At 71.0% G+C, this 21,291-nt stretch carries 18 protein-coding genes; 4 read left to right on the plus strand and 14 right to left on the minus strand.

The genetic code is table 11. The features are described from left to right. Positions 1–138 precede the first annotated feature (138 nt). The 4 genes from ABD298_RS08795 to ABD298_RS08810 all read left to right on the plus strand — a co-directional run bounded on the left by ABD298_RS08795 (position 139) and on the right by ABD298_RS08810 (position 6,691). Positions 139–639 (plus strand): MarR family winged helix-turn-helix transcriptional regulator, encoded by a 501-nt coding sequence (locus ABD298_RS08795; protein ID WP_344299311.1) that lies wholly within the window; start codon positions 139–141, stop codon positions 637–639. Positions 640–655: 16 nt separating this feature from the next. After that, complete coding sequence (locus tag ABD298_RS08800; RefSeq protein ID WP_344299772.1) at positions 656–2,677, plus strand: MDR family MFS transporter; 2,022 nt, start codon at positions 656–658, stop codon at positions 2,675–2,677. A gap of 164 nt (positions 2,678–2,841) precedes the next feature. Next, the gene (locus ABD298_RS08805) at positions 2,842–4,611 is read left to right on the plus strand and encodes an ABC transporter ATP-binding protein (RefSeq protein WP_344299312.1); all 1,770 of its coding nucleotides are present in this window, start codon (positions 2,842–2,844) and stop codon (positions 4,609–4,611) included. 142 nt (positions 4,612–4,753) lie between these two features. Continuing rightward, positions 4,754–6,691, plus strand: coding sequence for an ABC transporter ATP-binding protein (locus ABD298_RS08810; protein ID WP_344299773.1), 1,938 nt, complete (start codon positions 4,754–4,756; stop codon positions 6,689–6,691). Between the two features lie 589 nt (positions 6,692–7,280). Here the strand turns inward: ABD298_RS08810 and ABD298_RS08815 are convergent. The 14 genes from ABD298_RS08815 to ABD298_RS08880 form a co-directional block, all read right to left on the minus strand. Next, on the minus strand, positions 7,281–7,601 hold the full coding sequence (locus tag ABD298_RS08815; RefSeq protein WP_208711805.1) for a 2Fe-2S iron-sulfur cluster-binding protein: 321 nt from the start codon (positions 7,599–7,601) through the stop codon (positions 7,281–7,283). Between the two features lie 32 nt (positions 7,602–7,633). Further along, complete coding sequence (locus tag ABD298_RS08820) at positions 7,634–8,902, minus strand: NAD(P)/FAD-dependent oxidoreductase (RefSeq protein ID WP_344299313.1); 1,269 nt, start codon at positions 8,900–8,902, stop codon at positions 7,634–7,636. Further along, positions 8,895–10,232, minus strand: coding sequence for a cytochrome P450 (locus tag ABD298_RS08825; protein ID WP_344299314.1), 1,338 nt, complete (start codon positions 10,230–10,232; stop codon positions 8,895–8,897). Before ABD298_RS08825 ends, ABD298_RS08820 begins: the two co-directional genes overlap by 8 nt. 247 nt (positions 10,233–10,479) lie before the next feature. Further along, a complete protein-coding gene (locus ABD298_RS08830) occupies positions 10,480–11,253 on the minus strand; it encodes an IclR family transcriptional regulator (RefSeq protein WP_344299315.1) in 774 nt (257 codons plus the stop codon). A gap of 6 nt (positions 11,254–11,259) precedes the next feature. Further along, entirely contained in the window at positions 11,260–12,009 is a 750-nt protein-coding gene (chcB2, locus tag ABD298_RS08835) for a cis-4-hydroxycyclohexanecarboxylate dehydrogenase (protein ID WP_344299316.1), read from the minus strand. Further along, positions 12,006–12,785: a trans-4-hydroxycyclohexanecarboxylate dehydrogenase gene (chcB1, locus tag ABD298_RS08840; RefSeq protein WP_344299317.1), complete on the minus strand. Its 780-nt coding sequence runs from the start codon at positions 12,783–12,785 to the stop codon at positions 12,006–12,008. The genes chcB2 and chcB1 overlap by 4 nt, the downstream gene beginning before the upstream one ends. After that, entirely contained in the window at positions 12,782–14,536 is a 1,755-nt protein-coding gene (gene chcC2, locus ABD298_RS08845) for a 4-oxocyclohex-2-ene-1-carboxylate 5-dehydrogenase (RefSeq protein ID WP_344299318.1), read from the minus strand. The genes chcB1 and chcC2 overlap by 4 nt, the downstream gene beginning before the upstream one ends. Positions 14,537–14,553: 17 nt before the next feature. Then, complete coding sequence (locus ABD298_RS08850) at positions 14,554–15,924, minus strand: MFS transporter (protein WP_344299319.1); 1,371 nt, start codon at positions 15,922–15,924, stop codon at positions 14,554–14,556. Further along, entirely contained in the window at positions 15,921–16,226 is a 306-nt protein-coding gene (locus tag ABD298_RS08855; protein WP_344299320.1) for a Dabb family protein, read from the minus strand. Before ABD298_RS08855 ends, ABD298_RS08850 begins: the two co-directional genes overlap by 4 nt. Then, on the minus strand, positions 16,223–17,923 hold the full coding sequence (chcC1, locus tag ABD298_RS08860; protein WP_344299321.1) for a 4-oxocyclohexanecarboxylate 2-dehydrogenase: 1,701 nt from the start codon (positions 17,921–17,923) through the stop codon (positions 16,223–16,225). Before chcC1 ends, ABD298_RS08855 begins: the two co-directional genes overlap by 4 nt. A 124-nt stretch (positions 17,924–18,047) precedes the next feature. Next, entirely contained in the window at positions 18,048–18,830 is a 783-nt protein-coding gene (locus ABD298_RS08865; RefSeq protein WP_344299322.1) for an IclR family transcriptional regulator, read from the minus strand. 16 nt (positions 18,831–18,846) lie between these two features. Continuing rightward, positions 18,847–19,293, minus strand: a complete 447-nt coding sequence (locus ABD298_RS08870; protein WP_344299323.1) for a pyridoxamine 5'-phosphate oxidase family protein — start codon at positions 19,291–19,293, stop codon at positions 18,847–18,849. A 34-nt stretch (positions 19,294–19,327) separates the two neighbouring features. Then, positions 19,328–20,233 carry an urea transporter gene (locus ABD298_RS08875; RefSeq protein ID WP_344299324.1) on the minus strand — a complete coding sequence of 302 codons (906 nt, stop codon included), beginning with the start codon at positions 20,231–20,233 and terminating at the stop codon, positions 19,328–19,330. Further along, positions 20,230–21,291, minus strand: a complete 1,062-nt coding sequence (locus tag ABD298_RS08880; protein ID WP_208711824.1) for a HoxN/HupN/NixA family nickel/cobalt transporter — start codon at positions 21,289–21,291, stop codon at positions 20,230–20,232. Before ABD298_RS08880 ends, ABD298_RS08875 begins: the two co-directional genes overlap by 4 nt.

Genomic DNA, 21,291 nt, shown 5'->3' on the forward strand with positions numbered 1-21,291 from the left:
AGGTGACCCCCAGACGTCGTTGAGGGGGGCGCCCGCGCCGGAGAGTGGCGAAGCTTACAAAGGTTACCTAGTGAATTGGTTTGTGTAGGCAACCTTCGCAGCGTATAGTTGCTGCAAGCAATCAATTAGGAGGCGGCAATGCCTGTCGATCCCGGGACCGCGCGGGAACTCGTCCACCGGGTCTTCGACCTCCAGCGCGTCGTGCGCTGCCTCGCCAACTCGGAGCTCAAGCACCACGACCTCGGCGTCGCCTTCCAGGGCGTGCTGCGCATGGTCGCCGAGCACGGGGGGCGCGCCGTCGAGATCGCCTCGCGGCTCGGCGTGAGTGCCCCGGTCCTGAGCCGGCACCTCTCCGACCTCGAGGCCCTCGGGTACGTCGAGCGGCACCGCGACCCCGAGGACCGCAGGGCCCAGCTCATCGCGCTCACAGAGTCCGGGTGGGCCGCGCTGCGCGAGATCGAGGAGCACCGGATCGCCCGGCTCCAGAGCTACCTCGCCGACTGGGACGAGGGGCGGGCGGCCGCCGCGGTCGAGGCACTGTCCCAGCTCTCGGACGCCCTCCGGCGCGGCTCCGCCGACCGCCGCCTCACAGCCATGACCACTACGACCGCACAGGAGGAAGCGCGTGCAGCCCACTGAAGCACCGGCTCCGCAGATGAGCCACAAGCAGATCCTCGAGGCCCTCACCGGCCTCCTCGCGGCGTTCTTCACCGCGATCCTCTCGTCCACGATCGTGGCGAACGCCCTGCCGACCATCATGTCGGACCTCAAGGGCACCCAGACCGACTTCGCGTGGGTCATCACCGCGGCTCTCCTGGCCAACGCCGTGACCACCCCGATCTGGGGCAAGCTCGCGGACCTCTTCAACAAGAAGCTCCTCACCCAGCTGAACATCGTGGTGTTCGTCGCGGGATCGGTGATCGCCGGATTCGCCCAGGACATCCCTTCCCTCCTCACGGCCCGCGTGATCCAGGGCATCGGCATGGGCGGGCTCACGGCCCTGGCCATGGCGATCATCGGCACCATGATCCCGCCGCGCGAGCGCGGCAAGTACTCGGGCTACATGGGCGCCGTCATGGCCGTCGGCACCGCGGGCGGCCCGCTCCTGGGCGGCTTCATCGTGGACTCGCCGCTCGGCTGGCGGTGGACGTTCTTCGTCTGCGTGCCCCTCGCCGTCGTCGCGCTGTTCCTCATCCAGACCACGCTCAAGATCCAGCATGTCAAGCGCCCCGCCAAGATCGACTGGCTCGGCACCATCCTGCTCACCGCCTCGGTCTCGACGCTGCTCATCTGGGTCTCCTTCGCCGGCAAGGCCGACTACTACGACTGGTGGAGCTGGCAGACGGCTGTCATGGTCGGCGGCTCGCTCCTGGGCCTGATCCTCCTCGTGGTCGTCGAGTCCCGCGTGGCCATGCCGATCATCCCGCTCAAGATCGTCGCCAACCGCACGACGGCGCTCAGCATCCTCGCGTCCGCGGCCGTCGGCGTGGCGATGTTCGCCTCGTCCTCCTTCCTGGGCCAGTACTTCCAGGTGGCCCGCGGCGCGACGCCGACCGAGGCCGGCCTGCTGACCCTGCCCATGATCGCGGGCAACTTCCTCGGCTCGGTCGTGTCGGGCCAGATCATCACGCGGACCGGCAAGTGGAAGCGCTGGCTCGTCCTCGGCTCCATCCTGACGATCGCGAGCCTGGGCCTTCTCGGCACGATCGACCACACCACCGAGCTCTGGATCACCGGCGTGTACACGTTCGGGCTCGGCCTCGGCCTCGGGATGACCATGCAGAACCTCGTGCTCGGCGTGCAGAACACCGTCCGCGCCGCGGACATCGGCACGGCCAGCTCCACGGTCGCGTTCTTCCGCTCCGTGTTCGGCGCGGTCGGCGTCTCGGTGCTCGGCGCCGTCCTGAGCAACCGCTCGAGCGACCTCGTCGTCCAGGGCCTCGCCGACCGCGGCATCCAGGCCTCGGGCGGCTCCGCCGGCGGGAGCATGGACCTCAAGGACATGCCCGCGCCCATCGCCGAGATCGTCCGCGGCGCGTTCGGTGACGCGACCGCTCGGGTGTTCCTCATCGCGGCCGTGATCGCGGTCGTCGCGCTCATCGCGGTGGCCTTCATCAAGGAGGTCCCGCTGCGCCGCACGGTGGACATCGTCAAGCCCTCCGAACCGGGCCAGACGCACGACGCCGCCTCCTCGCCCGAGGCGACCGGCTCGCCGTCGTCCGCTGCCCACCGAGGCGGGGAGGCGGGCACACCCGCGGCGGGTGCTGCCGACGACGGCGCGTCCCGCCGGGCTGCGGTCCGTGCCGCGCTGGCCGGGCGCGAGGGCGAGGCCGTGGGCCTGGACGGCGAGCTGCAGCTCCTGCTGGCCGAGGCCGAGTCCGCCTCCTCGTCCGCGGAGCGCGCGGGTGCCACCGGCGTGCCCGACGTCGCCGTCCTCCAGGAGACGCAGCGGCTCCTCGCCGCGCAGCAGGTCCAACTGGGCCAGCTGTTCTCCCGGGTCGCGGACCAGCTCGAGGTACAGCAGCGTATCGCCGCCGAGCAGGGCCAGACGGCCAAGGCGCAGGCCGAGACGGCGGCGTCGCTCGCCGAACTACAGGCCGAGCTTGCGGCCGAACGGCAGCTCCAGAAGGAGGCGGCGCTCTACCTCGCCACGCGGGGTCGCCACACGGCCACCTGAGGCCCTGTCAGAGGCTTCTCATCGATCAGCCAGCCTGCGGACAGTTGCTGTCCGCAGGCTGGCTGATTAGTCCTCAGGACTGATGCCCCGCAGGTGCGCGCGGGCCTACGCTTGACACGCCCCTTTCGGCATCCCGCGGGGGGCCCAAGACTCGAAGGACCTCGATGCTCCTCACACTCATCCGGCGCTACAGCGCCCGTTACTGGCTCTGGATTGTGGCTGTGGTCGTCTTCCAGCTCGCGACCACCATTGCGACCCTCTACCTGCCCAGCATCAACGCCCAGATCATCGACCAGGGGGTCGCGAAGGGCGATACCGGGTACATCTGGCGGCAGGGCGCCCTCATGCTCGGCATTGCGCTGGCACAGGTGATCACCGCGATCGCGGCGGTCTACTTCGGCTCGAAGACCGCGATGGCCTTCGGCAGGGACCTCCGGCAGGCAGTCTTCCGCAAGGTCACGTCCTACTCCGCACAGGAGGTCCAGTCCTTCGGTGCGCCGACCCTGATCACCCGCGGGACCAATGATGTCCAGCAGGTCCAGATGGTCCTCCTGATGGGGCTGAACTTCATGGTGTCCGCGCCGATCATGTGCGTGGGCGGCATCATCATGGCGCTTCGCGAGGACCTCGGGCTCTCGTGGCTCGTCTGGGTGTCCGTGCCGGTGCTGTTCGCGATCGTCGGCTACCTCGTGTACCTGCTCCTGCCGCTCTTCCGCGGCATGCAGAAGCGGGTCGACGGGATCAACGGAGTGCTGCGCGAGCAGATCATGGGCATCCGCGTCGTGCGCGCCTTCGTGCGCGAGCCGTTCGAGGAAGGGCGGTTCGCCGAGGCGAACAAGGCCCTCACCGACATCTCCCTCCGGGTCGGCGCGATCTTCGTGCTCATGTTCCCGATCATCATGATGCTCCTGCACCTGTCCACCGCCGCGGTCCTGTACTTCGGCGGCCAGCGTGTGGACGCGGGCGAGATGCAGGTCGGGTCCCTCACGGCGTTCCTCCAGTACCTCCTGCAGATCCTCATGGCCGTCATGATGGGCACGTTCATGGCCATGATGATCCCGCGCGCCTCCGTCTGCGCCGACCGCATCGGCGAGGTGCTCGACGTCGTGCCCTCGATGGCCGCTCCCGGCGATCCGGAGATCCCGGCCAAGCGCGAGGGCGTCGTCGAGTTCCGCGACGTCTCCTTCTCGTATCCGGGCGCGGAGGCCGCGGTCCTCTCCGGCCTCACGTTCACCGCGCGGCCGGGCCAGACGGTGGCGATCATCGGTGCGACCGGTTCGGGCAAGACGACCCTGCTGTCCCTCATCCCGCGCCTCTACGACGCGGGGAGCGGCCAAGTGCTCCTCGACGGGGTGCCCGTAGACAGGATGCCCCGCTCCGAGATCACCTCCCGCGTGGCCATGGTCCCGCAGCGGCCCTACCTGTTCTCGGGCTCGATCGCCCACAACCTCCGGTTCGGCCGCGAGGACGCGAGCGAGGATGAGCTCTGGCAGGCACTCGACGTGGCACAGGGAGCAGACTTCGTCCGCGAGAAGCCCAAGGGACTGGAGGCCGGGATCGCGCAGGGCGGCACGAACGTCTCCGGCGGGCAGCGCCAGCGCCTGTGCATCGCGCGCGCCCTCGTCGCGAAGCCCGCCGTGTACCTGTTCGACGACTCGTTCTCGGCCCTCGACGTCACCACTGACGCGAGGCTGCGCCGCGCCCTGAAGAAGCAGACCGCCGACGCGACGGTCATCATCGTGGCCCAGCGGGTGTCCACGATCATCGACGCGGACCTCATCCTCGTGCTCGACAAGGGCAAGATCGTGGACCGCGGTACGCACGAGGAACTGCTCGAGACCTCGCCGACGTACCAGGAGATCGTGCAGTCGCAGATCACGGCCGAAGATGCCGCGAGTGTCTCTTCCGGCAGCAAGGAGGCGCACGGTGGCTGATCGCCGAATCACGAGGCAGGGCAAGAACGAGGTCCGGAAGGAAGCCGTGTCCCAGGACGGAGCGCCCCAGGGCGGCCAGGTGGTCGCCGAAGCCGAGGAGATCCTCGAGGAGGAGTACCGCCCCACCGAGGCCGACGGCGGCATGTTCGGCGAGATGCCCGCCAAGAAGGCCAAGAACTTCGGCCCCAGCGCCAAGCGGCTCATGGGGCTGCTGAAGCCCGAGCGGGCGCTGATGAGCGTCGTCGTGCTGTTCATCCTCGTCTCGGTGGTGCTCACCGTGATCGCCCCGAAGATCCTCGGCCAGGCCATGGACGTCATCTTCACCGGCGCCATCGGCAAGCAGATGCCTGCCGGCGTCACGAAGGACCAGGTCGTCGAGGGCCTGCGGGCTCAGGGCCAGGACAACTTCGCGGACATGCTCTCCGGCATGAACCTCGTGCCCGGGCAGGGCATCGACTTCTCGCGGCTGACGTTCCTCATCGCCGTCGTGCTGCTCATGTACTTCGTGGCCGGCGTGTTCATGTGGGCCCAGGGCTACATCCTCAACCGGCTCGTCATGCGGGTCGTCTACCGGCTCCGTCAGGACATCGAGGCGAAGATCAACCGCCTCCCGCTCGGCTACTTCGACACCCGGCAGCGCGGCGACGTGCTCTCCCGGGTGACGAACGACGTGGACAACATCCAGCAGGGCCTCCAGCAGGCGTTCTCGCAGCTGCTGTCCTCGCTCCTGCAGGTGCTCGGCATCGTTGTCATGATGTTCATCGTGTCGTGGCAGCTCGCCCTCATCGCCCTGATCGCGCTGCCCCTCTCGGGCGTCGTCGCGGGCGTGATCGGCTCGCGCAGCCAGAAGATGTTCCAGTCGCAGTGGAAGAACACGGGTCTGCTCAACGGACAGATCGAGGAGTCCTTCTCCGGCCACGACCTCGCGACGGTGTTCGGCCGCCAGGCGGACATGGTGCGCCGGTTCGACGAGAAGAACGAGGAACTGTACCGGGCCTCGTTCAACGCGCAGTTCGTGTCCGGCATGATCTTCCCGGTCATGAACTGGGTGAGCTACCTCGCCTACGTGGGCATCGCCGTCGTGGGCGGCCTGCGAGTCGCCGCCGGCCAGATGAGCCTCGGCGACGCGACCGCGTTCATCCAGTACTCCCGCGAGTTCACGCAGCCGCTGGGCCAGATCGCGGGCATGGCCAACATGCTCCAGTCCGGCGTCGCCTCTGCCGAGCGGACCTTCGAGCTGCTCGACGCCGACGAAGAGGAGCCGGAGACGGCCACTTCGCACCTGCCGGCGGTCACGGACGGGCACGTCGACTTCGAGCACGTCTCGTTCTCCTACTCCGAGGACAAGCCGCTCATCGAGGACCTGTCGCTCACGGCAGAGCCGGGCCACACCGTCGCCATCGTCGGCCCCACGGGCGCCGGAAAGACGACCCTCGTGAATCTCGTGATGCGGTTCTACGAGATCCAGGCCGGCCGGATCCTGCTCGACGGCGTGGACATCCGCGACCTCTCGCGGGCCGAGCTCCGTTCGAAGGTGGGCATGGTCCTTCAGGATGCGTGGCTGTTCGGTGGGACGATCTACGACAACATCCGCTATGGGAACCTCGATGCGACGGAGGAGGAAGTCATCGCCGCGGCGAAGGCCACCTACGTGGACCGGTTCGTCAGGGCGCTTCCCGACGGCTACCAGACCGTCATCGACGAGGAGGGCACCAACGTCTCCGCCGGCGAGAAGCAGCTCATCACGATCGCCCGCGCCTTCGTCTCCAACCCCTCGCTGCTGATCCTTGACGAGGCCACCTCGTCCGTGGACACCCGCACTGAACTGCTCGTGCAGAAGGCCATGGCCGCGCTCCGCACGGACCGCACATCGTTCGTGATCGCCCACCGGCTCTCCACGATCCGGGACGCGGACACGATCCTCGTCATGGAGAACGGCAAGATCGTCGAGCAGGGCGGGCACGAGGAACTCCTCGAGCGCGGGGGCGCCTACCACCGGCTCTACATGAGCCAGTTCGCAGGGGGGATCGACCTCGACGAGCAGACAGCAGCCTCGGCGGGATCGGCGCCGCGCACCTAGGCCTCCCCGGCCCAGGAGCCCGTGCCCACCCGCACCCGCCCTGGGACCCGTCCCCCGCCTCGACCCCGTTTCGGGTACGCCGAATTCGCGGTGGCGGCGCTTCGGGTACGCCGAATTCGCGCTGGCGGCGTTTCGGGTACGCCGGATTCGCGCTGGCGGCGTTTCGGGTACGCCGAATTCGCGCTGGCGGCGTTTCGGGTACGCCAACTCTGGAGCGGGCTGCGGGCGGACGGGTGGGGCGAGCGTCAAGACGCGGAGACGCCTCGCGGCGAGGGGGGCGGCTTGAGGGCTTCTTACCGGCGGCAGGGCGTCTCGCCGTCACCCGCAACCCGTCTCATCAGCGTCTCGGCGCCTCAGTCGGGGAGGAACCGCTCTGCCAGGAGGCTCAGCTGGCCTGACCGAGAAGTCGGGCAGGAGGCCCGGATTGCGTGTGGAGGCGGGGTCGGCCGACGGCGAATGCGTACCCGAGACGGCGGGGGTGTGGATTATCTGTACCCTAGACGGCGGGGGTGTGGATTATCTGTACCCGAGACGGCGCAGGGCGTGGATTATCTGTACCCGAAACGACAAGGGGCGCGGCACGGGCCTCTCAGGACTCCGGCGCGAGCTCCACGCGGATCCCGTCCAGCTCCTGGTCGTGCGCGATCTGGCAGGAGAGGCGGGAGCCGCACTCGCGGAACCCCTCGGCGTCGGCCAGGAGCTCCTCCTCGTCGGCGCTGCGCGCGCCCAGCCGGACCGCGACGGGCTCGTCGAGGTACACGTGGCACGTCGCGCAGGACGCCGTCCCGCCGCACGAGGCGAGCACGGGCAGGTCGTTGTCGCGGAGGACCTCCATGAGGGACTGGTCCTCGTCCCATTCGAGGGAGTGCTGGGTGCCGTCGCGGTCGACGGCGGTGATGGTCGTGGGCATGTCGCTCACCTTTCGGCAGTGGTTGGTGGGGGTCAGAATGCCGGTTCGAGCGACACGACGGCCTGCTCGAGCGGGATGGACGGGTCCGCGGCAAGCGCGGGGGAGAGTGCCGCCCGCTGGGCCACGAGCCGCTTGCCGGCGTTGAAGTCGGCCAGCGATCCGACGGTGTCCACCGCAGCAACGCGGCCGTCGCGGAGGTAGACCACGGTGAACTTCCCCGTGGCCGGGGCGCCGCGCAGGATGACGTCGTCGTCCGGGTGGCGCACGCCCGCGGTCTGCAGCCGCACGCCGTGCTGGACCGTCCAGAACCAAGGCACCTCTGCGGCCGGCTGCGCCTGCCCGGTGACGTCCGCTGCGATGGCCTCGGCCTGGGCGCGGGCATTCTGGATGCACTCGAGCCGCTGGCTCGCCCCGTCGTAGAGGCTCGCGAACCGGGTCGCGTCGCCGGCGGCGTAGATGTCCGGATCGGAGGTCCGCCCGGCCGCATCGACAAGGACGCCGTCGCTCACGTCCAGGCCGGCCGCCGCGGCGAGCCCCTGCTCGGGGACCACCCCGATCCCGGCGACGACGACGTCGGCACGGTGCCGCGCGCCGTCGGCCGTCACGACCCACTCGACCTGGCCCACGCCTCCCGCGGAACCCGTGCCCTCGATCGCGGTGACCGCGGCGCCGAAGCGGAACTCGACCCCGGCACGGCGGTGGACGTCCTCGAAGAACCGGGAGACGGGCTCGCTCGTCACCCGGCTCATGACCCGGTCCTGGAATTCGAGGACGGTGACCGAGCAGCCGAGCTTCGCCGCCGCCGCAGCGACCTCGAGCCCGATGTAGCCGGCCCCGATGACGACGACGTGCCGGCCGGGCGCCAGCTCGCCGGCGAGGCGGCGGGCGTCCGGGAGGGTCTTGAGGAGCAGGACGCCGTCGAGGTCCCCACCCGGGACGGTGAGCCGGCGCGGCGTCGACCCCGTCGCAAGGACGAGCTTCGCGTACGGCAGGACGCGGCCGTCGTCGAGCGTCAGTTCGCGGCGCTCCCGGTCGACCGACACCGCCGTGCCGTGCACGCGCTCGATACGCCGCGCGGCGTACCAGGCCTCTTTGCGCATGGGCACGGGCTCGGCCGCGGCGCCGGGGGCGAGGAGGTCCTTGGAGAGCGGCGGCCGCTCGTACGGAAGCTGCCCCTCAGCGTCGACGAGGACCACGCGGCCGTCCCAGCCGCGCGAGCGCAGCCCCGCGGCGACGCCGACCCCTGCGTGTCCCGATCCGACGACGACGATCGGCCGCGCCGGCTGGATGGTCTCACTCATGGCTTCCCTCCACGGTCTTGCGTCCCTCCACGGAGACGACGAGGCGCTCCGGCCCCGAGTTGGTCAGATTGTTGCCGCGCACGTACTCGATCGGGTGCGCCGGGTCGAGCGCCACACCGGCGAGGCGCTGGCTCAGGAGCTCGGCGGTCACGACCGTCTCGAGGCGGGCCAGGGGCGCGCCGAGGCACGCGTGGACACCGTGGCCGAAGCCCATGTGGCCGCTCGTGTCCCGGTCGAGGTCGAATACGTCCGGGTTCGGGTACTTGCGGGGGTCGTGGTTCGCGGCGGCGGGCATCAGCCGGACGATCGAACCGGCGGGGACCACCACCCCGGCGACCTCGACGTCCTCGGTCGTGACCCGGGAGACGCGCTGGACCGTGCCCCGGAAACGGGCGAGCTCCTCGACGAACTTCTCGGCGCCCGACGGCGTCTCACGCACCTGCGCGAGCAGGTGCGGGTTCTCGGCGCAGACGCGGAACGCGTTGGCCAGGAGGATCGTCGTGGTGTCGTGGCCTGCGATGAAGACGAACGCGCACAGCTCCTTGGCTTCCTTCTCGGAGAGCTGCCCGTCCTTCCACATCCGCGCGATCTGGCCCCCGACGGACTCGTTCCCGGCGGCGTGCAGTCGCTCCATCGTGTCCTTGAGGTACGCGAAGAACGCGAGGGCGCTCTCCTCGTCCGTCCCGGTGCCCGGGGCGTTGCGGGCGAGGCGGCCGAAGTAGCTGAACGTCTCGTCGGACCAGAACTTCATCTTGTCGAAGTCCTCGGCCGGGACGTCGAGGAGGGCGCTGATCGTGGACATGCTCAGCGGGATCGCGTACTCCTCGACGACGTCCCCGCCTCCGCGGGCGATCAGCTCGTCGAGCAGGCGTGTGGCGGTCTCGCGGATCCGGTCCTCGAAGAGGCCGATGGCCTTCGGCGTGAACGCCTTCGCCACGATCTGCCGCAGCCGGGCGTGGTCGGGGGCGTCGATGAGCGTCAGGAACGTCAGCGGCACCGGCTTGACCACCTCGGAGGAGAACACCTTGGGGGCGCGGAGCGCCTTGCGGACGTCCTCGAAGCGCGAGATGAACCAGACGTCCGTGGTCGCGGAGGCCGCGCGCAGGACCGGGGCGTTCTCGAGCATCCACGCGTAGTGGGCGTAGGGGTCGCCCTGGCTGCCGTCGTCGACCACCTTGAAGGGCTCCAGGCCGTCGGGCCAGGGGAGCTCGTGCGAGTACGGCGGCAGGTTCGGTTCGGTCGGGCGCACGACGTCGGCCTGGTCGCCGGCGCTGGGGGCCGCACCGGCGGCGTCCGCCGTGGCTCCGGTGAAGGGGCAGGTGATGGTCATCCTGGGTCCTTTCCGCCGAGGGCGCGCGGCACTGCGCGCACTGCGGTCGCAAGGGTTGGGGTGTCGGAGCGGGTGCTGGACCCTGCTCCGTGACGCTGATCACGTCGATGGATTGAGTCTGGCCGAGCCCGGCACACTGTGGCACGCACCCTTCCGGTGACCGGAAGAAGTCACTCCCCAAGCGCGGAGGTGACCCCTCGGGAGGGGGAGGTGACCCCTCGACGAGGGGAGGGGGAGAGGGCAGGGCTCAGCCGCGGAGGGCGCGGGACATGCCGCGGGCAGCCGTCGTCAGCGCCGGGACGACGCGCGGGACGAGGTCCGCGGCGTCGAGCGGGAGGATGCAGTTCAGGGCGGCCGCGATGCAGGGCCCGTGGGCGCTCTGGCCCGGCCCGAACACGGGCACGGCTACACCGATCCATTCGGCGCGCCCCACGCCGGGCGGCGCGGCGAAGCCCCTCTGCCGGATGTCGGCGAGGTGGCGCCGCAGCTGCTCGGGGTCCGTGACGGTGGCGGGCGTGACCTTCTCGAGCGGGCCGGCAAGGGCGCCGGCCCGGACCGAGGGGTCCGAGAACGCGAGCAGGACGAGGCCGCTCGAGGAGGCGTGAAGCGGCATGCGCTGGGCGATGTGGGCGGCGTCGAGCGGGGACTCGGGCGCGGAGAGCCTCTCGACGTAGAGGGCGCTGCCGCGGTCCATCACCGCCAGGGTCACGTGCTGGCGCACCGTGTCCTGGAGGTCCTCCATGTAGGGGCGGCAGGCCTCGCTCAGCGTGAGGGCGTGGGAGGCGCGGGAGCCCAGCTCCCAGATGCGCAGCCCGGGACGCAGGTCGCCGGCGGCGTCGCGCTCGAGGAGGCCATGCCGGAGCAGCTCCTCGCAGAGTCGGTGGGCAGTGGTGAGCGGCAGCCCCGAGCGCCGAGCGAGGCTGCTCAGGCTCAGGGCTGCGGTGCTGCGGTCGAAGCAGCTCAGGATCCGCACCACGCGGCTGATGATCGAGTCGCGGGTGGGTTCGGCGGGTGTGGGCATGGCCGGCTACACCGCCGTGTACCCGCCGTCGACCGCGAGGACCGCGCCCACCACGAACGACGCCGCGTCCGAGGCGAGGAAGGCGATGGCCTCGGCCACCTCCTCGGGCCGGGCAAGCCGCCCGATCGGCTGCCGCGCCGCGATCGCCGCGCGGACCTCGTCGGGAAGACCGGCCACGAGCGGGGTGTCGGCATAGCCGGGCGCGACCGCGTTGACGCGGATCCCCTGGGACGCGTACGTCACGGCCGCGGACCGGGTCAGATTCGCGACCGCGGCCTTCGCCGCTGAGTAGGACGTGCTGTTCGCCTGGCCCACGGTCCCGAGGATCGAGGACACGTTGACGATCGAGCCGCGGCCGGCGGCGACCATGTGCCGCAGCGCGTGCTTCCCGCACAGCGCGACCCCGGTGAGGTCGATCTCCACGACGCGCCGCCACGCGTCGACGTCGAGCTCGTGCAGCGGCGCCTTTGGCTCGGCGATGCCGGCGTTGGCCACGAGCACGTCGGGGCCGCCGAACTCGGCGGCCGCGCGGTCCATGAGCGCCGCCACCGAGTCCTCGTCCGTGACGTCGGTGCGCACGTACAGGGCCCGGTGCCCGTCCCCGCGGAGGGAGCGCGCGACGTCGTGCGCCCCCTCCGCGACGTCGCCGAGCACGACGGCGGCGCCCCGCTCGGCGAGCAGCCTCGCCGTGGCGGCCCCGATGCCCGACGCCGCACCGGTGATGACGGCGACGCGGTCCGTGAAGGACGCGCTCACGCGTCCTGCCGCAGGTTGTTGCCCGCGGTCTCGCCACCGTCGATCGCGAGGTTCGCCCCGGTCATGAACCGCGACTCGTCCGAGGCGAGGTACAGGATGAGGTCGGAGATCTCCTCAGGCGCCGCGTCCCGGCCCAGCGGGATCTGCCCGAACCCGCGCTTCAGGCCCGCCGTCAGCGGCGTCTTGACCGACCCCGGATGCACGGAGTTGACCCGAATGCCGTACGGCCCAAGGTCCAGTGCGCTGGTCTTGGTGAGCCCCTGGACGCCCCACTTCGCCGCGGCGTACGCGGCGCGGTTCTTGAACCCGACGAGCCCGGCGATCGAGGAGATGTTGATGATCGACCCGCCCGCGGCCTTCATGGCCGGCACCGCGGCCTTCATGCCGAGGAAGTTCCCGGTGAGGTCGATGTCGATGGTGCGGCGCCACTCGTCGACGTCGGCCTCCTCGACGCTGCCGCGCGTGAAGATGCCCGCGTTGTTCACCAGCACGTCCAGCGTCCCGGAACGCTCGACGGCGGCCCCCACGGCCTGCTCCCAGCTCGCGAAGTCCGTCACATCCAGATGGACGAACAGCGCCACGTCCCCGCCGAATCCGGTGTTGAACTCCGCGTTGATCTTCGCCGCGAGGGCGCGGCCCTCGTCGTCGAGCAGGTCCCCGATGACGACCTTCGCCCCGTGCGCGGCGAGGACGCGGGCGTGGGAGGCGCCCATTCCCCGTGCGGCGCCCGAGATCAGGGCGACCTTGCCGGCGACTCGGTCCGACAGCGTGCTCATCGCCCCGCCTCCTCGGTGGTCTCGATCCCGCGGACCGCGCCGCGGGCCGCCCCACGCTCGGCGGCGAGCCGGGCGATGTCGCGCCCGGCGCGGTAGCCGAACACGAGGGCCGCGCCGATGTGCGAGCCGTAGCCGGGGTAGCCGCCGCCGAACACGCTGCGCGCGGCGGCGCCCACCGCGAACAGGCCCGGGATGGGCGCGCCCTCCTCGGTCACGACCGTGTTGTCCGAGTCGACGGCCACCCCGGCGAACGTGCCCAGGTCCCCCATCTGGATCTTGGCCGCGTAGAACGGGCCCTTGTCCAGGGGCGCGAGGTTGGGGTTGGGGCGGTGGTCCATGTCGCCGCGGAAGTGGTTGTACTCGGTGGAGCCGCGGCCGAACTCCGGGTCGGTGCCGGCGGCGGCATGGCGGTTGAACTCGGCGACGGTGGACTCGAGCCCGGCGGCGTCCACGCCGATCTTCCCCGCGAGCTCCGGCAGGGTGGCGCCCTTGACGAGGTAGCCGACCCTGTAGAAGTACCCGCGCGGCATGGGCCAGGGCTTGGCGTAGCCGATGCCGTACTTGTGCATGGTCTTCGCGTCCCCGATGACCCAGCCGAAGGTCTTCTCCTCGCCGGCGTTGTGGGCGATCATCGCCCCGCCGAAGTCGTGGTAGCTCAGGGCCTCGTTGCCGAAGCGCTTCCCGTGCCGGTCCACGGCGATGAGCCCGGGAAGGCCGATCGCGCGAAGGTGCGGGAAGAGCCGCTGGCGCCCGTCGTTGTGCCGGAACACGGTCACGGGGGCCCACGAGCCCACCGAGGAGACGCCGTCGTCGATGTATCCGCCGGCGGAGAGCGCGAGGTTCGCGGCGTCCCCGCCGTGGCCCACCGTGGGGGTGAAGTGGTCGTCGCCCGCGGCGTCGTGCGGGAAGTACTTCTGGCGCAGCTCGGCGTTGCCGGAGAACCCTCCGGCGGCGAGCACGACGCCGAGCCTCGCCTCGACACGGCCGGCATGCCGGCCGCCGAGCACGGCACCCGTGACGGCGCCGTCGTCGCCCCGGGTGAGGGAGAGGACGGGGGTGCCCTCCCACAGCCGGATGCCGGCGTCGAGTGCGCTCTTGACCATGAGGGTCATGAGCGCGTTGCCGTTGGTGCGCAGCACGGGGCGGCGGTAGCGGGCCGTGTCGAACCAGGTCCGCAGGAGCTTCCTCGCCACGTACACGAAGGACTTCAGCGACTGGTTGACGTGGACGAACTCGTTCATGTCCGGCCCGACCTGGGGCATGTACCCGAACACGGTGTAGGAGGACAGGTAGGGCTGCATGAGCAGGCGCTTGTCCCCGAGGATGCGGGCGTCGGTGTCCTTGGGCAGGATCGCGCGGCCGCCCAGGCGCGCGCCGGGGAGGTCCATCTGGTAGTCGGGGGCCTTGTCGGGGTAGACGAACTCGACGTCGGTCTCCCGCTCGAAGAACTCCAGCGCCTCGGGGACCGTGTCGAGGAACTGCCTGACGCCGTCAGCGTTGTACGTCTCGGGGGCGAGGTTCTTCAGGTAGGTCTCGACCTCCTCGCGGGTGTCCCCGGCGGCGGCGCCCACGCGGTTGCCGGGCACCCACGCCCAGCCGGCCGAGATCGCCGTCGTGCCGCCGAAGTGCTGCTCCTTCTCGGCGACGATCACGCTCAGGCCTTGGCTCGCGGCCTTGAGGGCTGCGGCCATCCCGGCCGCCCCCGATCCGACGACGAGGACGTCGCAGGCCACAGTCTTGTCGTTGCTCATGGTGCTGTCTCCTGAGGTCACTTCGTGCGGGTGGCGGTGAGGTAGGGGCTGCCGAGCTCGTCGACCGGCGTGTGGGCGGTCTCGCGGGCGCTGAAGGCGGCGATCGCGGCGGCGATCGCGCAGGCCGCCCCGAAGACGGCGACCGGGACCCAGCCCGTCGGACCGGCCGTCATGAGCAGGCCGCCGATCATGGGCCCGAAGCCCGCGACGAGGAGGCCGAGCTGGTTGCCCAGGGCCATGCCCGTGTAGCGGACCGGGGCGGCGAAGAGCTCCGCGAAGAAGGCCGGCCACACGCCGTTGAAGCCCGAGTACAGCAGCGTCATGAAGACGAAGCTCGCGATGAACACGAGGACGAGGTTGCCGGTGCCGAGGGCCCAGAAGTAGGCGAACAGGGCGGCGGAGCAGCCGAGCATCGCGGTGAGCATGAGGGGCTTGCGGCCGATCCGGTCCGAGAGCGTGGCCACGGCGGGCATCACCAGCATGGAGGCGCCGATGGTCACGGCGTTGATCGTCAGGATCGCGCCCTTGTCGAGGCCGCCGTGGGCGGTCGCGTACGAGAGCCCGAACACCGTGAAGATGGTCTGCATGACCGAGAAGATGGACATGAACAGGACCCGCAGCACGTCGGGTGCCTGGAAGCGGAGCACCTGGCCGAGCGGGAGCTTGCGGGCCGTACCCGTCTCAAGGGCCTCCTCCTTGGCCTCCTCGAACACCGGGGTCTCCTCGAGGTGCGTCCGGACCCAGTAGGCGATCGCGAGGACCACGATGGAGCACCAGAACGGCACGCGCCAGCCCCAGGACATGAGGTCGTCCTTCGGCAGCGCCGTGATGGGGACGAACACGAGGGTCGCCAGGACCATCCCGGAGGCGTAGCCGGTCATGACGAACGAGGTGAAGAACCCGCGGCGGCCCTCGGGGGAGTGCTCGAGGGTCAGCGTCGAGGCGCCTGCCGACTCCGCTCCCGCGGAGAAGCCCTGGATGAGCCGGCCGAGGGTGAGGAGCACGGGCGCGAGGAGGCCCACGGCGTCGTACGTCGGGAGGAAGCCGATGCCGAGCGAGGCGAGCCCCATGAGCGAGAGCGTCACGAGGAGCACGTTGCGGCGGCCGAGGCGGTCGCCGAAGTGGCCCATCACCATGCCGCCGAGCGGGCGGGCCACGTAGGCGACGCCGAAGGTCGCGAACGCCGCGACGAGGCCCGCGGTCGGGTTGTCGGCCGGGAAGAACAGCGCGGGGAAGACCAGCGCGGCGGCGGTGCCGTAGATGAAGAAGTCGTAGTACTCGAGCGTGGAGCCGAGGAACGACGCGAGCGCCGCCTTGCCCGGGGTCTTGCGGGGCTGCGCCGCGGAGGGCGCGGGAACCGCTGAGGTGCGGGGAGCAACGTTGCTCATGGTGCATCCTTGGTGATCTCGAAGTCGACGGAGATGATCTGCTCGCTGTTGGGGAAGGAGTACTTCTTCAGCGGTTCGTGCAGGGGGTGGGTGTTGTACACCTCGATGTCGGCGACGGACTCGAAGTCCGCGACGATCGCGTAGTCGAAGGCCCGCTCCGAGCGGATGACGTCCGGCCCGTGCGTCAGGGCCAGGAGCCCCGGGACGTTCCCGCGCATGCGGTCCAGTCCCGCGGTCCAGGCCTCGCGCTGCTCGGAAGGGAAGTCGGGCTTGAACTTGAACAGGACGGCGTGGCGGATCATCGCGCTGCCCCCGCCAGCTCGGCGGTGACAGCGCCGGCGGCGGCAGCCCCGGCGTCGTACGCGACCGGCTCCGCGGCGATCGTCCGGCCGGCAAGGTAGCCCATCGTCATGAGCGGGCCGAGGGTCGCGCCAGCGCCGGGGTAGCCCGCCGCGTAGGCGCTCTCGGTCGCGTTCCCCACGGCGAAGAGGCCGGCGATCGGGGCGCCGTCGACGTCGAGCACGCGTGCCCGGCCGTCGGTGGCGATGCCGCCGTTCGTCCCGAACGCGCCGTTGACCACCTCCATCGCGTAGAACGGGCCGCGCTCGAGCGGGCCGAGCGAGGGGTTGGGCCACGCGTTCTCGGCGTCGCCCCAGTACCTGTCGTAGGCCGTCTCGCCGCGGTGGAAGTCCGGGTCCTCGCCCTTGACCGCGAACGCGTTGAACCGCTCGACCGTCGCGACGAGGTTCTCGGCGGGCACGCCGATCTTCGCTGCGAGCTCAGGCAGGGTCGCGCCCTCGATGAGGTACGACGGCGTGGGCTCGCCCGCGCGGTGGGCGAGGATGCCGTAGCGCTCGAGGTAGGCGTGGTCGAAGACGACGTGCGCGGGGGTGTTGAGCGTGGTGTTGGCGGGGGAGTCCCAGGACTGGAGGCAGCGGGCCAGGTCGTTGTAGTTCTGGGACTCGTTGGCGAAGCGCTTCCCGTGGCGGTTGACCATGATCGAGCCCGGGCCCTGGCGTTCGAAGCGCAGGAGGGTGCCGATCGGCTTGCCGTCCCGGGTGTCGCCGGTGATGGACATGGGCGCCCACCAGGCCTCGCGCGTGCCGCGCGTCTGGGCGCCGAGGCGCTGGGCCATCCGCAGGCCGTCGCCCTCGTTCGTGGGCGGGGAGCACATCGTGTAGAGGCGGCTCGCGAGCATCGAGTCCGCGAGGGCGTGGTCCCATTCGAACCCGCCGGTGCCGATCACCACGGCGTCCGTCGCGGCGATCTCCTCCCCGGTGGCGAGTACGACGCCGGTGACCCGCCCGCCGTCCTGCACGAGCCTCTCGCCGCGGGCCTCGACCGCGACGTGGACGCCGTCGCGGACGGCGGCCGCGAGGAGCATCGCGATGAGGGCACGGCCCTTGGCGACGAGTCCGGCCTTCGCGCGGGCGTCGAGCTCGTCCCAGGGGAAGCGCGTGAAGGCGCCCCAGTCCTCATACTCCTGCATCGTGAAGGGGGCGCGGCCGTCGGAGCGCACATGCTCGGCGAGGTCGCCGAGGAGCTCGTCGATGTTGGCCAGCTGCGGCTCGATGGTCCGCCCGCCGTCCACCGCGCCCGGGAGGTCCTGGCGGTAGTCCGGGAAGTTGTCGAGGAAGAGGAACTTCACGCCGAGCTCGTCTTCGGCGTAGCGGAGCATGGTGTCGCCGTAGGAGACCGCGGCGTCGAGGAGCTCCTCGCGGCCGCGGCCGCGGGAGACTGCGCGGACGTACTCAGCGGCGGCCTCGCGCGTGTCGGCGAACGCGCCGTCCGCCATGGCCTCGCGGGCGTGGTGGTTCGCCGCGATCCAGAGCATGCCGCCCGAGATGGCGCTCGTTCCGCCGAGCAGGCTCGCCTTCTCGAGGACGACGACGGACTTGCCGGAGCGCGCGGCGGTCGCCGCCGCCGTGAGGGCGCCTGCGCCGGAGCCGAGCACGACGACGTCGTACGAGCTGCGCGGGGCGCCGATGAGGTACTTCATGGGACTCTCCTTCGAGCCGGGAAAACTGGCTACTCACGAGAGTCGGGGTTCGGCGTGTTCCGCACATCACACATTCCCGATCATCGGGAATTGTTTCGGGTCCAGAGCTCGGCCGGCGTGTGTCCTAGAGGCTCCTACGGATCGCGTCCCGCAGCGTCCCGTCCCACCCCAGTGCGCGGGAGATGCCGCGGGCAGCGGTCTGGAGCGCGGAGATCGAGGTCTGCAGGGGCCCCCCGGCGCGGGGGATGACCACGCTGAGGCCCGCGATAGCGGTGCCCTCCGCGTTGAAGACGGGCACAGCGACGCCGGTGGATTCCGGAACGATGGCCCCGGTCATGACGCAGAAGCCCATCTGGCGGACCTCGGCGAGCCTGCGGCGGAGCTCGTCCGGATCGGTCGTGGTCGTGTCGGTGTACCGGGGCAGGCGCCGGCGGAGGAAGGTCTCCTGCACGTCCGCGGGGCCGAAGGCCATGAGGACCAGACCGGTCGACGTCGCGTGGACGGGCAGGCGGCCGGCCACCTTGGTGATGTTGATGGTGGAGGAGTTGGAGCCGATCCGCTCGATGTAGAGGACCTCGTTCTGGTCCAGGATCCCGAGGACGGTGTGGTGGCCCACCACGGACTGGACGTCCTCCATGAAGGGCAGGGCCGCCTCGCGGAGCCCTAGGACCTTGGAGCCACGGGAGACCAGCTCCCAGAGCCGGGTCCCAAGCCGGAGGCGCCGCCCGTCACGGTCGAGGAGCGACTCCGCGAGCAGCTCCTCGACGAGTCGGTACGCGGTGCTCGTGGGCAGGCCGGCGCGGCGGGCGAGCTCCGCCGCGCTCAAGGTGCGGTGCTCGCCGTCGAACGCCTCGATGACCCGCACGAGGCGGTGGACCATCGAGTCGCCCGACGGCGAGTTGGCCATGGCGCGGTGCCAGGGCTCAGTAGTCGTGCGCGGTCGTGGCCTCCGGCTCCGCGCCGAGGCGGAAGTGGCGGCCCTCGACGTGCTGGGGCTCGATCTCGACGTACACGGACTTGACGGTGGGCAGCCAGGTCTCGATGCCGACGGCCTCCGCCTCCTCGATCTCGGCGGCGTGCTCGAGCACCCGGGCGGTGCCCTTGACGACGACGCTCCACGCCTCGTCCTGCATCACGCCGTCAGCCTCGAAGGCGACGCCGGGGTGGATGGTGAGCTCCGCGAGCTTGGTGCCAGGCGTCGTCTTGAGGAACAGGCGGCGGCCCGAAGCCCGGAAGTTGATGGGCACAATGTCGAGCTCACCCGCGGCGAAGGTGGCCAGACGGCCATGGCGCGCGGCCTCGAGCAGTTCCCAGCTCTCGGCGTCGTTCAGGACGCGGATCGGATCGTCGTTGTCGTGGTCGAACAGCATCGTTGTCGCCTCTTTCTCTCCGAGTGATCCCATCCTAGGCATGCCGGGGAGGTGCTCCGGAACCGCCTTTCGTCCTGCTCCGCGCCAGGTGGACCAGCACCAGCGCTGCCCACGTCACGAGCACGAACGGCCACGTGTACACGGGCACGCCGGCGCCTGCCAGGAGGAGCCGCACCGGGACCGTGAGCGCCACTCCGGCGAGGGTGATCGGGACCCGATACCGGGACCGCAGGAAGACCAGGCCGAGGCTCAGCGCCACGAGAACGCCCGAGTACCCGTCCAGGCCGTTGAGCACGCCGTCCGCGTCCGCGCCGACGGCCCATGCGACGGCGGAGGCCACGGCGGCGCCGACGAGGGCCCACAGGCCCACAGCCCATCCCGCGGCGAAGAGCCCCGCCAGGATGAGGGCGCCGCTCCAGACGTTGTCCAGCAGGACCACCTGGGCGACGCTGAGGAGCACGGCGACGGCCGGGTCGAGGAGCGTGCCCGTCGGGTGGTAGGCGAAGGCCGGGGGCGGCGACTGCATCGACGCGGTGGCCAGGAGCGCAACGCTGCTGACGGCGCAGAAAGGCGCGGTCATCGCGGGCAGGCCCCGCTCGGCGGTCCCGCCGCGGTCCATGAGGAGCACGACGCCAGCGCACGCCACCGAGCCTGCCACCGCCCACACGAGCGCCGCGGGCGTGGGGCCCAGGGCGGTGCCGGCCGCGACGGCCGTCAGGGCCCCGCAGAACCCGTGCTTGCCCTCGACGACGTCGGCCCGGTCCAGCGCCGGGATGAACCAGGCTGCGGCGGACTGGACCGCCGCGCCGAGCAGCGCGAACCCCGCCAGGAGCGGGCTCGCGACGGCGAAGGCGGCGAGGAGCAGGACTCCCGTGAGCCACGCGGGCTGGAAGAAGATCTGGGCCTGGCTCCTCACGAGGGCCAGCGGGAGGCGCGTCACGGTTCCCGGACCGTTGGCTCGGGCCGGCGCCGTGCCCGTTCCAGGAGCGCGGCGACGCCCCAGAAGGCGAGCATGAGCGCCACGAGGGCGAGCCCTGCCTCCCCGAGGTCGACGCCGGCGAGCCATGTGGTCAGCGGGTCGTGCAGGCCGAGCCCGCGGTGCGCCACCCCGCCGATCGTGATGGCGGCGATGAACAGCGCCGAGACGGCCGAGGCACCCGTGACGGCCGCGTTGAATCCCAGCTTTCGCGCAGGATCCTGCCAGGCGGTGCGGTACAGCCGCAGGACGGCGAAGCCGTTGAGCGAATCGCACAGGCACATGCCTGCGGCGAAGAAGAACGGCAGGGATGCGAGCGTCCACGCGGACACCCCGCTGAGGGAGGCTGAGGCGGTGAGGATCAGCAGCGACATGGTGCTTGCGGTGTCGAAGCCCAGTCCGAAGAGGAAGCCGAGCACGTACATGCCCCGCGGCGTCACCAGGCGGGACAGCGGCCGGGCGAGCAGCCGCGTGAGGAGGCCCTGGGCTTCGAGCTGGTGGGGCTCGAGGGCGGCTCCGGCGTGCGCTCTCGCGCGCAGGGTCCAGGCGCGGCGCGCTGCTGCCGCGTTGAAGCAGCCGATCAGCAGGAGGAAACCGCCGGAGACGGACCCGCCCACGAGGGCGAGCACCGTGTTCGCCGCGGTGCCCTCCTGCAGGAGCGAGGACATGAAGGCCGCGCCGGCGACCACGAGCACGCCGGCGGCCATGACCACGCTGCTGTGGCCCAGGCTGAACGCGAGGCCGACGCTCGCGGGCTCGCGGCCCATGGCCACCAGCCGGCGGGTCGAGTTGTCGATTGCCGCGATGTGGTCCCAGTCGTAGCTGTGCCGGACGCCGGTGAGGTAGGCGGTCGCGACAAGGCCTGCTGCGAGGGGACCCCCGCCGCCGGCGGCACCCGCCAGCAGGAGGATGACGGCGACGGCGTGCAGCGCTGCGACCGCGGCGAGCGTGGCAAGCACCCGGTGCCGTAAGGACCGGCGCTCCCCCCGGGCGACGCCGGGCTGGAGCCTGCTGCTGGTCAT

The sequence above is a fragment of the Sinomonas flava genome, from assembly GCF_039531875.1.
Lineage (GTDB): Bacteria > Actinomycetota > Actinomycetes > Actinomycetales > Micrococcaceae > Sinomonas > Sinomonas flava.

Excerpts from the sequence above, each read along its gene's own strand:
- ABD298_RS08795 (WP_344299311.1), top strand. The coding sequence starts at position 139 with ATGCCTGTCGATCCCGGGACCGCGCGGGAACTCGTCCACCGGGTCTTC.
- ABD298_RS08800 (WP_344299772.1), top strand. The coding sequence starts at position 656 with ATGAGCCACAAGCAGATCCTCGAGGCCCTCACCGGCCTCCTCGCGGCG.
- ABD298_RS08805 (WP_344299312.1), top strand. The coding sequence starts at position 2,842 with ATGCTCCTCACACTCATCCGGCGCTACAGCGCCCGTTACTGGCTCTGG.
- ABD298_RS08810 (WP_344299773.1), top strand. The coding sequence starts at position 4,754 with ATGTTCGGCGAGATGCCCGCCAAGAAGGCCAAGAACTTCGGCCCCAGC.
- ABD298_RS08815 (WP_208711805.1), bottom strand. The coding sequence starts at position 7,601 with ATGCCCACGACCATCACCGCCGTCGACCGCGACGGCACCCAGCACTCC.
- ABD298_RS08820 (WP_344299313.1), bottom strand. The coding sequence starts at position 8,902 with ATGAGTGAGACCATCCAGCCGGCGCGGCCGATCGTCGTCGTCGGATCG.
- ABD298_RS08825 (WP_344299314.1), bottom strand. The coding sequence starts at position 10,232 with ATGACCATCACCTGCCCCTTCACCGGAGCCACGGCGGACGCCGCCGGT.
- ABD298_RS08830 (WP_344299315.1), bottom strand. The coding sequence starts at position 11,253 with ATGCCCACACCCGCCGAACCCACCCGCGACTCGATCATCAGCCGCGTG.
- chcB1 (WP_344299317.1), bottom strand. The coding sequence starts at position 12,785 with ATGAGCACGCTGTCGGACCGAGTCGCCGGCAAGGTCGCCCTGATCTCG.
- chcC2 (WP_344299318.1), bottom strand. The coding sequence starts at position 14,536 with ATGAGCAACGACAAGACTGTGGCCTGCGACGTCCTCGTCGTCGGATCG.
- ABD298_RS08850 (WP_344299319.1), bottom strand. The coding sequence starts at position 15,924 with ATGAGCAACGTTGCTCCCCGCACCTCAGCGGTTCCCGCGCCCTCCGCG.
- ABD298_RS08855 (WP_344299320.1), bottom strand. The coding sequence starts at position 16,226 with ATGATCCGCCACGCCGTCCTGTTCAAGTTCAAGCCCGACTTCCCTTCC.
- chcC1 (WP_344299321.1), bottom strand. The coding sequence starts at position 17,923 with ATGAAGTACCTCATCGGCGCCCCGCGCAGCTCGTACGACGTCGTCGTG.
- ABD298_RS08865 (WP_344299322.1), bottom strand. The coding sequence starts at position 18,830 with ATGGCCAACTCGCCGTCGGGCGACTCGATGGTCCACCGCCTCGTGCGG.
- ABD298_RS08870 (WP_344299323.1), bottom strand. The coding sequence starts at position 19,293 with ATGCTGTTCGACCACGACAACGACGATCCGATCCGCGTCCTGAACGAC.
- ABD298_RS08880 (WP_208711824.1), bottom strand. The coding sequence starts at position 21,291 with ATGACCAGCAGCAGGCTCCAGCCCGGCGTCGCCCGGGGGGAGCGCCGG.